We start from the raw sequence: 13595 nt of genomic DNA on the forward strand, positions 1-13595 counted from the left end.
CGAATACGGGCGACATTCCGCACAAGTCTACTCTTGGGTAACGACGGATGCCGGACCGGCGCCAACGCGCCGCGCAAGCATTATGGTGAATACATGAACCATCGCAACGACCCCACCACCCGGTTCGAGAACGCCACCGCCGGCCGGCTCCCGGCCCTCGTGCCGCCCGGGGACGAACTGCTGCCGGAGGAATTGCTGCGCTACTCGCGCCAGATCATCATCCCGGAGATCGGGATGACGGGGCAGCGCCGGCTGAAGAATGCCCGGGTGCTGGTCATCGGCGCCGGCGGGCTCGGCGCCCCCGCGCTGCTCTATCTGGCCGCGGCCGGGGTGGGAACCCTGGGCATCATCGACGACGACGAGGTGGACCTGGGCAACCTGCAGCGCCAGGTCATCCACTCCACCCTCACCGTGGGGATGCCGAAGACCGAATCCGCCGCCGCGCGCATCAAGGAACTGAACCCGCTGGTCACCGTGCGGGTGCACAACCACCGGCTGGATGCCTCCAACGCCGTGGAGCTCTTCGGCCACTACGACCTGGTCCTGGACGGCACCGACAACTTCGCCACCCGCTACCTGGTCAACGATGCGGCCGCGCTCGCCGGCATCCCGTACGTCTGGGGCTCGATCCTGCGCTTCGACGGCCAGGTGTCGGTGTTCTGGGACGCCCACGGCCCGAACTACCGCGACCTGTATCCGACCCCGCCGCCGGCGGGCACGGTTCCCTCCTGCGCCGAGGGCGGGGTCTTCGGGGTGCTGTGCTCGCAGATCGGCTCGGTGATGGTGGCCGAGGCCATCAAGCTGGTCACCGGGGTCGGCCGCTCGCTGTTGGGGCGCCTGTTGATCCTGGACTCGCTGGACATGACCTGGCGGGAGGTGTCGCTGCTGCCCGATCCCGATGTCCCGCCGATCACCGGCCTGCTGGAAAGCTACGACGACTTCTGCTCGGCCCCCGTGCTGGATGCCCAGGGGCTGGCGCAGATGGCCGCGCACAGCATCGACGCCAGGGAGCTGGCGCGCCTGCTCGAGCTGCGCACCGAGGGGAAGAAAGACTTCCTGCTGGTCGATGTCAGGGAGCCGGGCGAGGCCGAAATCGCCTCGATCCCCGGGGCGATCCTCGCCCCGCGCGGGGCGATCCTGGGCGGGGAAATCGAGCTGCCCCGGGACCGGGAGATCATCCTGCACTGCAAGTCGGGGGGCCGTTCCGGGGAGGTGCTGCGCTACCTGCTGGAACGGGACTATGCGCAGGTGCGTCATGTCGCGGGCGGAATCCTGGACTGGATCAGCGATGTGGATCCGCGCATGCCCGCCTACTGACGCCTGGGACCAGCTTGTCAGCGGTGGATTCTCCGGTTTCCGGGGCGATGCGGCCGTGGCGCGGCGGCCCCGGTGCGCCCGGGGGTTCCACTACCCTGTGAGTGTTCACACTGAAGTGTTGCTCGCTGGGGAGGGCACTGATGTTTAAGGCACCGCATGAAAGCATTCCTGTTTGCGCTCGTTGGCGCACTGGCCCTCACCCAGGGCCTGCTGTCCGCACCGTCGGCAGGCGAGGGGCCGGGTTCGGCCGCCATCCTCGCGATGCCCCTGGCGGATCCTGCCGCCGCTTTGTCGAAGGCGCCGGCGATGCAGGCCGAATCATCCGCCCGGCCGATCGTGTTGGCCGGGTCCGGCACCGTCGGCGCGTCAAGGCCGCACTACGTCGCCACCGCCACCATCAAGCCGCGCAGCGGCAAGGGCGCAGGGGCCCGGTTGGGGTCGGCCAGCAAGGGATACACGGTGTGGGGCACCGGCAAGACCTCGAAGGGCTACACCCAGATCACGTTCCTGGGCCGCACCGGCTGGGTCAGGTCCAACCAGCTCAAGCGCCTGGTCGTGACCAAGTACACCGCCAGACAGTCGACCGTCCTGCGTTCGAAGGCCAACGGTGGCAAGAAGCTGTCGACCATCGGGCGGGACTACACCCTCGGCACCGTGGACAACGCCCGGAACAAGCCGCGTTCCTGGGTCCGGGTCCAGTACAAGGGAAAGACCGGCTGGGTTGCGCTGAAGCACGTGAAGAAGGTTTCACTGGGCACGGCCGTGGGCCCGGGCGCCCGGACGTACTCGGACGCGGCATGGGGCGCTGCGGTGTCCAAGCACATCGCCAGGCACTGCCCGCGGATCACCGTGCGGGTGAGCCACCGCAAGGACGAGTACTACGCGCAGTCCAGTCCACTGCGCATCACGCTGAGCCGGGTGGGCCACCCGGACCCGGGCGCGGCACCGCTCAAGGCCGTAGCCCTGCACGAATGCGCGCACATCATGCAGTTCAAGGCGTATCCCCGGGGTTTCTCGACGCTGGTGCGCCATGCGGAGAAGATCAATCCGCGCCGCGACGGATACGGGATCGAGCACCTGGCCGATTGCATGTCCGATTCCATGGGCGCCAAGCGCAGCGGACGCCTGGCCGACGGGAGCACCTACTACACCGGGTACCACGGCAAGTGCAGCAGCGAGCAGAAGCGGGCGGCTGCCCAGCTGGTCGCCGGCAAGCGTCCGGCCTGACCGACACCGGCACGCCGTGGACGCCAGGCCGTGGACGGCAAGGGGCACCGCGGGAAGAAGTTTCCCGCGGTGCCCTTTGCGTGGTGGCTCGTGCCCGGCCCGACCGGTGTGGCGGGCATGGTGGGGGAGGTGGCTATCCGGCCTGCTGGACGGGGGCGGACTCGGCGAGGTTCCCGGCGTCGGAGCCCTGGACGCCGGTCACCGGGCAGGTGCCCGGTTTCTTCATCGAGGGCGCCATGGGCACCTCGACCTCAAGCCCGTACAGCGTCTCCAGGGCGTCGATGTAGTCCCCGGCGCGCCCTGCTGCGGCCAGCTCGCGGGCACGGACCGTGGGCACGTGCAGCAGCTGGCGCATCATCCGGCGCATCGCGAATTCGACTTCCTCGGCCGCGGCGGTGCAGCCGTGCTGGGCGCGGACCTTTTCGACCTCGGCCTCCAGGACCTTTTGGGTGTGCCGGCGCAGGGCCACGATGGCGGCATCGGCGGCACGTTCGCGCTGTTCGGCGGCAAAGGCCTCGGCCGCGTCGACCACGATCCCGCGGGCCTGGCGCAGCGACTGCGCCTGCTCCTCGGGGGCGGCCATGCGCACCGATTCCAGGTTGATCAGCTCCACGTTTTCCAGCGAGCCGAGCTCCGGGTCGAAGTCGTGGGTCAGGGCCAGGTCGATGGCGATCAGCGGGCGCGAGCCGCGGTCGAGGGTCGCGATGTCGGAGGCCATCAGGCGGTGGTCGGAACCGCTGCACCCGATGATGACATCGGCGGCCTCGAGGGCGGCCTCGAGCGTGGACTCGTCCAGCGCGGTGCCGCCGCGGGTGGCGACGAACGCCTCGGACCGTCCCGAGGCGGAGAACACCGACACGTTGTGGGCGGCGCGCTCGCGCAAAAGCGACATGGTGGCCCCGGCGTAGGCGCCGGTGCCGAAGATGACGATGTTCTTGGAGCCCCAGTCGGGCTCGCGGCTCAGGTCGGTGGCCAAATCCAGCGCCACGGAGACGACCGAGAGGCCGCGCGATCCCAGCGAGGTCCGCGAACCGACGTCCTTGGCGGTGCGCGAGGCTGCCTGGAAGAGCCGGACCAGGGAACCGGTGGCGGTTCCGGCGGCCTGCGCCTCGTTCAGGGCGCGGCGCACCTGGCCGGCGATCTCGCGCTCCCCGATGACGGCGGAATCCAGTCCGGCGCCGACGGAAAAGAGGTGCTCGATGACTTCGGTCTCGGTCTTGGAGACCAGCGCGGTGGAGATGGTGGCCTCGGAAAGCCCGGTGCTGGCGGCGATCTGGGTGATCACCTCCGAGCGCGCGGCAGGTACGTCCTCGGATTGCGGCACTTCGCAATAGATTTCGTAGCGGTTGCAGGTGGCCAGGGTGATGGCGCCGGCAACAGGGCTGGCCGAAGCGAGCACGACGGAAGCGACCTGGGAGGCGTCGGCACTGATCTTTGCCACGGTCTCGAGGTCGATGTCTGAATGAGAGGCAACGAGAGATAGTAAAACCACAGTGCCTCCCATGATAGCGCTTCTACTGGTTGTAGAGCATCGGGTGTGACCAGGTCGCCAAATACCAGGCAGCGTACGTTCGCTGGGGGCGTGTGGATTACGGTTCGGGCGGATATGTTGGCAGAATCAATAACATGACGTTGAGCCAGAACCACCCGCTGATGGACGGTCGTACCGCCAATTCCCCGTTGATTACCGCTTACCGCGGCCAGAAGCCAAGCCGCAGACCCGTGTGGTTCATGCGCCAGGCAGGCCGTTCGCTGCCCGAATACCGCAAGCTGCGCGAGGGCACCGAGATGCTCGAATCCTGCCTGCGCCCGGAGATGGCCTCGGAAATCACCTTGCAGCCGGTGCGCCGGCACGACGTGGATGCCGGGATCTTCTTCTCCGACATCGTGATCCCGCTGAAGCTCGCGGGCATCGAGGTCGACATCGTCCCGGGCGTCGGCCCGGTGCTGGGCACCCCGGTGCGCACCGCCGCCGACGTGCGGGCGCTGCCGAAGATGACCGACGCCTCGCTGGACCCGATCCGCGAGGCGGTCGCGATGACCGTCGAGCAGCTGGGCAACACCCCGCTGATCGGATTCGCCGGTGCCCCGTTCACCGTCGCCGCCTACATGGTCGAGGGGCGCCCGTCCCGCGACCACATGGGCCCGCGCACCATGATGCATGCCGAGCCGGGTGTCTGGGAGGAACTGGCCAACTGGGCCGCCGACGCCTCCGGTGCGTTCCTGCGCGCCCAGATCGAGGCCGGCGCCTCCGCCGGACAGCTCTTCGACTCCTGGGCCGGATCGCTGTCGCTGGCCGACTACACCAACCATGTCGCCCCGGCCTCGGCCCGCGCCCTGGATGTCGTGCGCGACACCGGCGTCCCGCTGGTCCACTTCGGCACCGGCACCGGCGAACTGCTCGGCGCCATGCGCAATGTCGGCGTCGATGTCATGGGCGTGGACTACCGCCTGCCGCTGGACGAGGCCAACCGCCGCCTCGGCGGGGACATCCCGTTGCAGGGCAACATCGACCCGGCGCTGCTGTCGGCCCCGTGGGAGGTCCTCGAGGCCCACGTGCGCGAGGTGCTTGCCGCGGGCGACACCGCCGTCTCGCACGTGGCGAACCTGGGCCACGGCGTGCCGCCGGAAACCAACCCGGAAACCCTCACGCGTGTGGTCGAACTCATTCACTCGATCCCCGTGGCCGGGCGTTAAGCTAGAAGAAGCAACACCGGGTGCAGGACACGGTGCGCCGGCCGCACGGCCCAGCGCCGCGCGGCCGCCGCGCATCGTGTCCGGCGCCTTCGAAGATACACATTCGTTTCCCTGAAAAGAGTTGATGGTGCCAAACGTCGAAGAGCAGCCACGCCGCGGCTCGGCCAATGAAGCCGGAACGGCCCGGCGCGCTGCGGGCGCCGCGGCGGACCTCGACGACGGGACATCGGCCGGCGCACCGGGCACCGGGAACGCGCCGGTGGCCGACACGCCCCCGGCCGCCGACGCCGACGGCACCGCGGAGGCGGCAACGCCCGGCACGGCAACACCGGCCGCAGCTGTCGCCGCTGCCGCAGAAAAGGCTCCGGCCAAGGCCCGGCGCACCCCGGTCGCCTCCAACGCCGCGGCCCACGCCATGCGCCTGCTGGCCCGGGCCCGCGGCACCGAGGCCGCGACGCCTGCCCCGGCGGTGCCCGAGGGCCCGCTTGCGGTGGTCATCGGCGGCGGCATCTCCGGGCTCGTGGCCGCCCGCGAGCTGGCCACCAGCGGACACCGCGTCCAGGTCCACGAGGCCTCCGCGGCCTTCGGCGGCTGCGTGGGCGTCCACGAGGTTGCCGGGCTCCGGCTGGATGCCGGCGCAGAATCCTTCGCCACCCGCTCCACCGCCGTCGCCGACCTCCTGGGGGAGCTGGGCCTGGGCGATGACATCGTCACCCCGGAACCCGGGGGAGCCTGGCTGTACCTGAAGCGCGGCAGCGAGAACACCGCGCAGCCACTGCCGGCCACCGGCATCCTGGGCATCCCCGGTGACCCGTGGGCCGAAGAGGTGCGCAGCGCCGTGGGGCGAGCCGGTGCCCTGCGCGCCGCGGCCGACCTGATCACCCCGGTGTCGAAGAAGATCACCGAGGGGACGATGTCCCTCGGCGCGCTGGTCCGTTCCCGGATGGGCTCGGCCGTGCTGGAAAACCTGGTGACCCCCGTGGTCTCGGGCGTGCACTCGGCCGATCCCGACACCCTCGACGTCGACGCCATCGCCCCCGGGCTGCGCGCCGCGGTGCTCAAGCACGGCTCGCTGGCCCGCGCCGTGGCGGCCATGCGCGCCGCGGCCCCGGCCGGATCCGCGGTCGCCTCGGTGGTCGGGGGCATGAACCGGCTCACCGCCGCCCTGCTGGAAGACCTGAAATCCGCGGGCGTCGAATTGCATGCCAACAGCCGGGTCGAGGCGCTCACGGCAACGGGGGATCCCGCCGGATTCCGCGTGCTGCTGGCCGCCCCGGCAGTAGCCGACGCCGCAGCGCCCGCCCGCCCCGGCAAGGCCGAGAAGCACGAAAAGCAGGAGAAGCACGAGAAGGCGGCCAAGGTCGAGACCCCGGCAGCGCCCCGCGAGGTGTTGGCCGAGCGCGTCGTGGTTGCCACCGGCGGGCCGGTCGCCGTCGACCTGCTGGCCGGCGTCGATACGGCCTTCGCCGTCCACCGCCCCGCACCCGGTGCCGGTATTTCCCTGGTCACCCTGGTCATCGACAAGCCGGAGCTCGACGACGCCCCGCGCGGTACCGGCCTGCTGGTCGCCCCCACCGCGGACAACGTCGGGGCCAAGGCACTGACCCACGCGACGGCCAAGTGGCAGTGGCTGGGCGACGAATCGGGCCCCGGGTCGCACGTGCTGCGCCTGTCCTACGGCCGGCTCAACGACGTGGCTTCCGCGCTGGTGAACGCCGACGACGCCTCGCTGCGCAACGCCGCGCTGGCCGACGCCTCGGTGCTGCTGGGCATGGAAATCACCGCCGGGGACGTGCTGGGCTTCGACGTCGTGCGCTATTCCGGCGCGCTGCCCTTCGCCACCACCGGGCACGCGGCGCGCGTGGCGGCGATCCGCGAGATCGCCTCCGCGCACCCGGGCCTCGAGCTGGTCGGCGCCTGGCTGGCGGGCACCGGGCTGGCCTCCGTCGTCAACGACACCCGCAAGCGGCTGCGCATCACCGCCAGCTGACCCCCGGCCTTCCCGCCCGGCGCCGCCCCGGCGTGCCGGACGGGTGCGGCACCACAGACTTTCGCAACACGTACGAGAACCACTTCGCCGGAAGGCGAAGTACCGCAAAGAAAGCAGGAGAACCAACCCATGAGTGCAGTGGAATCCAATTCACCCGTCGTCCGCGACCGCGAAGCGGCGGGTGCCGACGCGACCATGTACTACACCCTGTGGACCGTCTTCAAGCGCGACTCGGACCTGGACCGGTCCGAGGGCGTCGAGGCGTTCGACGCACTGGTTGCCGAGCTGGCCGCCGAGGGCGTGACCCTGCGCGGCACCTACGACGTCTCCGCCATGCGCGAGGACGCCGACGTGATGACCTGGGTGCACGGCCCGACCGCCGAGTCCCTGCAGGCCGCGGTGCGCAAGATCCGCCGCTCCTACCTCTTCGCCGAGACCTCCATCGTCTACTCGACCATGGCCGTGCACCGCGAGGCCGAGTTCTCCAAGGACCACTCGCCGGCCTTCGCCCGCGGTGTGGCCCCCGAGGCCTGGATGACCGTCTACCCGTTTGTCCGCTCCACCGACTGGTACCTGCTGGATCCGAAGGAACGCGGCAAGATGCTGCGCGACCACGGCATCCTGGGCCGGGACTTCCCGTCCGTGTTGGCCAACACCGTGGCGGCCTTCGCCTTCGGGGACTACGAATGGCAGATCTGCCTCGAGGCCCCGGACATGATCGATTTGGTCGACATGATGCGCCACCTGCGCTACACCGAGGCCCGCAACCACGTGCGCGAGGAAATCCCGTTCTACACCGGCCGCCGCATCTCCACCGCCGAGGTCGCCGAGGTCCTGCGATGAGCCAGGAATTCGACCCGCGCACCGGGTACGACGAAAACGGGGTCATGGCGCCCAAGGCGTACGACGCGATCCTGCTGGCCTCCTTCGGCGGACCGGAGGGACAGGACGACGTGATCCCGTTCCTGCGCAACGTCACGAAGGGTCGCGGCATCCCCGACGAGCGCCTCGAGGAGGTCGCCACCCACTACCGCGCCAACGGCGGGGTGTCCCCGATCAACGCACAGAACCGCGCGCTGAAGGCGGCCCTCGAGGCCGAGCTGGCCGCCCGCGACATCAACGTGCCGGTCTACTGGGGCAACCGCAACTGGGCCCCGTACGTCGCCGAAACGATTGAACAGATCCACGCCGAGGGCCACCGCAGGGTGCTGATGCTCTCCACCAGCGCCTATTCCGGCTACTCCTCCTGCCGGCAATACCGCGAGGACCTGGGCGTCGCGCTGCGCGAAACCGGCCTGGAGGGCAAGCTCGAGGTTGACAAGGTGCGCCAGTACTTTGACACCCCCGGGTTCGTCACTCCGTTCATGGGCGGGCTGCGCGATTCGCTGGCCGAGGTCCGGGCGCAGCTGGCCACGGCCGGAAACCCGGAGGGCGAGATCAAGATCGTCTTCGTGACGCACTCGATCCCGACCTCCGACGCGCAGGCCGCCGGCCCGCGCGACCTCGTGGCCACGCTGGACACCGACCTGTACTCGGCCCAGCACCTGGCCGTCGCCGACGCGATCCTGGCCGGGGTGCCCGAGGCCGCCGGGCTGGAGCACTCCCTGGTCTTCCAGTCCCGCTCCGGCGCCCCGCACGTGCCGTGGCTGGAACCGGACATCAACGACGCGCTCACCGAGTACCAGGCAGCCGGCGTCGCCGGGGTCGTGGTGATGCCCATCGGCTTCGTCTCGGACCACATGGAGGTCCTCTGGGACCTGGACACCGAGGCGAGGGAAACCTGCGCCGAACTCGGCCTTGCCTTCCACCGCGCCCCGACACCCGGCACCCATGCGGACTTCGTCTCCGGCATGGTCGACCTGGTGGCCGAGCGCCTGGCCGGGTCCGACGGTGCCGCGCTGAAGCCTGGCCGCGCCTCGGTCGCCGAGCTCGGTCCCTGGTTCGATGTCTGCCGCCCCAACTGCTGCGCCAAGGTGATGCGCGACGGCACCACCAAGCCGACCATCGCCGCGGTCGACTCCGAGGTCGGGGTGCCGGCACCATGAGCGCCTCCCGCTTCACCATCGGCACCCGCGGCTCCGCGCTGGCCACCACGCAGACCGGGCATGTCGCCGCGCAGCTGCACGAGATCGCCCAGGTCCCCTACGACACCGTGCTGGTGAAGACCGAGGGGGACGTGACCACCGGTCCGCTCTCGCAGCTTGGCGGCACCGGCGTGTTTGCCGCCGCCTTGCGCCAGGCACTGTACGAGGGCACCTGCGACATGGCGGTGCACTCGCTCAAGGACCTGCCGACCACGCAGCCCGACGGCCTGGTCATCGCCGCCACCCCGGAGCGCGCGGACGTGCGCGATGCGCTGTGCGCCCGCGACGGGCTTTTCCTGGCCGAGCTGCCCGAGGGCGCCACGGTGGGCACCGGTTCCCCGCGGCGCGCCGCGCAGCTGCTGGCCTTCCGCCCGGACCTTCGGATCGTGGACATCCGCGGCAACGTCGGCACCCGGCTGGGCCGGGTCAAGGGCTCGCCGGCGCAGAAGGACGACGGGGGAGTGGGGCGCACCGCCCAGGGCGACCTGGACGCGGTGATCCTGGCCGCCGCCGGGCTGGAGCGCCTGGGCCTGGAATCCCACATCACCGAGTACCTGGACCCGGAGATCATGCTCCCGGCTCCCGGCCAGGGGTCCCTGGCCGTGGAGGTGCGGACCGGCGGCACCGGACACGCATCGGTGGACGCGGCGCTGGAAACCATGGACGATTCGGACACGCGCCTGGCGGTCACCGCCGAACGCGCGCTGCTGGCCCGCCTTGAGGCCGGCTGCGCCGCGCCGATCGGCGCGCTGGCCACCGTCCGCGGGGACGAATTGGTGCTCGACTCGGTGGCCTGCAAGGTCGACGGGTCCGACACCATGCGCCGCTCCGCCACCACCCGCGAGCTTACGCTCGACGGCGCCGCGGCCCTGGGCGTCGCGCTGGCCGAGCAATTGCTGCGCGAGGGCGCAGCCGAGCTGGCGGGATTGTAGGAACCATGTCGAATCCCGGGGTGTTGGCGGGGCGCACCGCCCTGCTGCTGCGCAGTGCCGACCGTGCCGCGGCGACCGTGGAGGTCCTTGCGGCACGCGGCGCACGCACGGCGGTGTGCCGGCTCATCGACTTCGAGCTGCCCGCCGACACCGCGGAACTCGATGCGCACCTGCGCCGGATGCTGTCCGGGCACTACGACTGGTGCGTGTTCACCTCCGTCAACACGCTCACCGCGCTGGGCGCCCGGGCCGCGGCGCTGGGCGTGGAATTGCGCATCCCCTCCGGCACCCGGGTCGCGGTGGTCGGCGAGGCTACCGCGCGGGCCGTCCAGGCTCTGGGCGCGCGAATCGATTTCATGCCCGCCACCGACCACTCGGCCCGCGGCATGCTCGCGGACTGGCCGGATTTGCGCACCTCGGCCGCCCGGGTGTTCGCCCCGCAGGCGGACATCGCCTCGGCCACGCTGCGCGACGGGTTCGCGGCCCACGGCTGGGATGCGGACATCGTCGTTGCCTACAACACCGTCACCGCCCCGGCGGATCCGGCACGCGCGCTGCTTGGATCGCCGGCCTCCACCCCGGTGGACCTGCCGGAGGGCGGGTACCTGCTCGCGGTCCCCGAACTCCCCGGGGCCCTGGCCGGGATGGATACGGTCATGTTCTCCTCGCCGAGCACCGTCGACACGTTCCTGGTCCTGTTTCCGGACCTGGCCGCGCGCCTGACTGGGGGTCAGGAGTTGATCGCCATCGGGGACAGCACCGCCAAGCGGCTGCGCGAGCACGGGTTGGAACCGACGGGCATCGCCGCCCTGCCCACCCCCGAGGGGCTCGCCGATGCCTGGGAATCCGCCGTTGCAGCCTCCCGCCACGCAAACTCCACCCTTGCAGCTTCCTCCCGGGCAGCTTCCGCCCGTCGAGCCTCCACCGATCCAGCCACCTAAGACTTAGCTACCACCACACCAGCTTCACAAGGAGCGAAGAATGTCATTCCCCGCCCGCAGGCCCCGCCGCCTGCGCACCACCCCCGCCATGCGCCGGCTCACCGCCGAACTGGTGCTGGCCCCGCAGCAACTGATCCTGCCCGCCTTCGTGCGCGAAGGGATCACCGAGCCGAACCCGATCACCTCGATGCCCGGGGTCGTGCAGCACACCATGGACAGCCTCAAGGCCGCGGCCTCCGAGGCCGTCGAACTGGGACTGGGCGGCATCATGCTCTTCGGCATCCCCGAGACCCGCGACGCGGTCGGCAGCGCCGGGCTGGACCCGGCAGGCATCCTGAACCTGGGCATCGAGGCGGTGCGCGCCGAGGTCGGCGACGAACTGGTCATCATGTCCGATGTCTGCCTGGACGAATTCACCGACCACGGCCACTGTGGCGTGTTGGACGCGGCGGGCCGCGTGGACAACGACGCCACCCTGGATATCTACGGCAAGCTCGCCGTCGCCCAGGCCAACGCCGGGGCGCACATCGTCGCCCCCTCGGGCATGATGGACGGCCAGGTCGCGGTCATCCGCCAGGCCCTTGACGAGGCGGGGCACCAGGACGTGTCCATCCTGGCCTACGCCGCCAAGTACGCCAGTGCCTTCTACGGCCCGTTCCGCGAGGCCGTGGACTCTCAGCTGACCGGGGACCGCCGCAGCTACCAGATGGATGCGGCCAACCGCCGCGAGGCCATGATCGAGGTCGAGCTCGACCTGGCCGAGGGCGCCGACATGGTCATGGTCAAGCCGGCCATGAGCTACCTGGACGTGCTGGCCGACGTCGCGGCGATGTCCCCGGTTCCGGTGTCCGCCTACCAGATCTCCGGCGAGTACGCGATGATCGAGGCCGCCGCCGCCAACGGCTGGATCGACCGCCGCGCCGCAATCCTCGAATCCGTGCTGGGCATCCGCCGTGCCGGCGCAGACACCGTGTTGACCTACTGGGCCAGTGAAATCGCCCAGTGGCTGAAAGAAGGAAAGTAATGACCAGCTCCGCTGAACTCTTCGCCACCGCCCAGCAGCTCATGCCCGGCGGGGTGAACTCCCCGGTGCGCGCCTTCGGCTCGGTCGGCGGGGTGCCCCCGTTCATGGTCGGCGCCAAGGGGGCGTATTTGACCGACGCCGACGGGAACTCCTACGTCGACCTGGTCTGCTCCTGGGGCCCGGCGCTGCTGGGCCACGCGCACCCGGCCATCCAGGATGCGGTGCACGCGGCGGTCGACCGCGGGCTGTCCTTCGGTGCCTCCACGCCCGACGAGGGCAAGCTGGCCCGCCTGGTGATGGACCGCTTTGGCGGGGTCGAGCGCATGCGCATGGTCTCCACCGGCACCGAGGCGACGATGACCGCGGTGCGCCTGGCCCGCGGCTACACCGGCCGCGACCTGATCGTGAAGTTCGCCGGCTGCTACCACGGCCACCTCGACGGCCTGCTGGCCGCCGCCGGTTCCGGCCTGGCCACCCTGGCCCTGCCCGGCTCCGCCGGAGTCACCGCGGCCACCGCCGCCGAGACCCTGGTGCTGCCGTACAACGACCGCGAGGCCATCACCGCGGCCTTCGCCGAGCACGGCGCGAACATCGCCGCGGTCATCACCGAATCCGCCCCCTGCAACATGGGAGTCGTGACCCCGGACGAGGGCTTCAACAAGTTCCTGGCCGAGACCACCACCGCCAACGGCGCGCTGCTGATCCTCGACGAGGTGCTCACCGGCTTCCGCGCCTCGGATGCCGGCTACTGGGGACTGAGCGGCCGCACCGAGGGCTGGACCCCGGACCTGTACACCTTCGGCAAGGTCATCGGCGGCGGCTTGCCCACCGCCGCGCTGGGCGGACGCGCCGAGGTCATGGACTACCTGGCCCCGCTGGGCCCGGTCTACCAGGCCGGCACGCTCTCGGGCAACCCGGTGGCCATGGCGGCGGGCATCGCCCAACTGACCCACGCCACGCCCGAGGTCTACGCGCACATCGATGCGAAGTCCCTCGAGCTGCAGGCTGCCCTCACCGGGGCGCTTGCCGCCGCGGGCGTCGACCACTCGATCCAGAGAGCGGGCAACCTGTTCTCGGTCGCCTTCGGCACCTCGGAGCACGGCGTGCACAACTACGCGCAGGCCCAGGCCCAAGAGGCCTACCGCTACGCGCCGTTCTTCCACTCGATGCTCGAGTCGGGAATCTACCTGCCGCCGAGTGTCTTCGAGGCCTGGTTCCTCTCGTCGGCCCACGACGACGAGGCCATGAACAAGATCTTCGACGCGCTCCCGGCCGCGGCCCGTGCGGCAGCTTCGGCTGTTCCCGCCGTCTAGCCCGACAGGGGCGTAAAAGCCCCCGGAAGCCGCCGCGTCAATCGCTTGATGCGGAGCTTTCCGGGGGCTT

11 protein-coding genes are annotated in these 13595 nt (G+C 70.6%); 10 read left to right on the top strand and 1 reads right to left on the bottom strand.

Annotated features, from left to right (window positions below):
* Positions 1-93: 93 nt before the first annotated feature.
* On the top strand, positions 94-1317 hold the full coding sequence (moeB, locus tag BLJ79_RS02615) for a molybdopterin-synthase adenylyltransferase MoeB (RefSeq protein WP_071213089.1): 1224 nt from the start codon (positions 94-96) through the stop codon (positions 1315-1317).
* 156 nt (positions 1318-1473) lie between these two features.
* A complete protein-coding gene (locus tag BLJ79_RS02620; protein WP_071213090.1) occupies positions 1474-2544 on the top strand; it encodes an SH3 domain-containing protein in 1071 nt (356 codons plus the stop codon).
* A gap of 133 nt (positions 2545-2677) precedes the next feature.
* Here BLJ79_RS02620 and BLJ79_RS02625 read toward each other — a convergent pair whose 3' ends face one another.
* Positions 2678-4036: a glutamyl-tRNA reductase gene (locus BLJ79_RS02625; protein WP_071213256.1), complete on the bottom strand. Its 1359-nt coding sequence runs from the start codon at positions 4034-4036 to the stop codon at positions 2678-2680.
* 134 nt (positions 4037-4170) lie between these two features.
* Between BLJ79_RS02625 and hemE the strand changes: the two genes are divergently transcribed.
* The 8 genes from hemE to hemL all read left to right on the top strand — a co-directional run bounded on the left by hemE (position 4171) and on the right by hemL (position 13525).
* Entirely contained in the window at positions 4171-5241 is a 1071-nt protein-coding gene (hemE, locus tag BLJ79_RS02630) for a uroporphyrinogen decarboxylase (RefSeq protein WP_071213091.1), read from the top strand.
* A 127-nt stretch (positions 5242-5368) separates the two neighbouring features.
* Positions 5369-7231: a protoporphyrinogen/coproporphyrinogen oxidase gene (locus BLJ79_RS02635; RefSeq protein WP_286135237.1), complete on the top strand. Its 1863-nt coding sequence runs from the start codon at positions 5369-5371 to the stop codon at positions 7229-7231.
* 129 nt (positions 7232-7360) lie between these two features.
* A complete protein-coding gene (gene hemQ / locus BLJ79_RS02640; protein ID WP_071213092.1) occupies positions 7361-8074 on the top strand; it encodes a hydrogen peroxide-dependent heme synthase in 714 nt (237 codons plus the stop codon).
* Positions 8071-9276, top strand: a complete 1206-nt coding sequence (locus BLJ79_RS02645) for a ferrochelatase (protein WP_071213093.1) — start codon at positions 8071-8073, stop codon at positions 9274-9276. Before hemQ ends, BLJ79_RS02645 begins: the two co-directional genes overlap by 4 nt.
* The gene (gene hemC / locus BLJ79_RS02650) at positions 9273-10247 is read left to right on the top strand and encodes a hydroxymethylbilane synthase (RefSeq protein WP_071213094.1); all 975 of its coding nucleotides are present in this window, start codon (positions 9273-9275) and stop codon (positions 10245-10247) included. Before BLJ79_RS02645 ends, hemC begins: the two co-directional genes overlap by 4 nt.
* A gap of 5 nt (positions 10248-10252) precedes the next feature.
* A complete protein-coding gene (locus tag BLJ79_RS02655) occupies positions 10253-11188 on the top strand; it encodes a uroporphyrinogen-III synthase (RefSeq protein ID WP_071213095.1) in 936 nt (311 codons plus the stop codon).
* Between the two features lie 40 nt (positions 11189-11228).
* The gene (gene hemB, locus BLJ79_RS02660) at positions 11229-12212 is read left to right on the top strand and encodes a porphobilinogen synthase (protein WP_071213096.1); all 984 of its coding nucleotides are present in this window, start codon (positions 11229-11231) and stop codon (positions 12210-12212) included.
* The gene (gene hemL / locus BLJ79_RS02665) at positions 12212-13525 is read left to right on the top strand and encodes a glutamate-1-semialdehyde 2,1-aminomutase (protein WP_071213097.1); all 1314 of its coding nucleotides are present in this window, start codon (positions 12212-12214) and stop codon (positions 13523-13525) included. Before hemB ends, hemL begins: the two co-directional genes overlap by 1 nt.
* Positions 13526-13595: the final 70 nt, after the last annotated feature.

The organism is Arthrobacter sp. UCD-GKA, assembly GCF_001863355.1.
GTDB lineage: Bacteria > Actinomycetota > Actinomycetes > Actinomycetales > Micrococcaceae > Paeniglutamicibacter.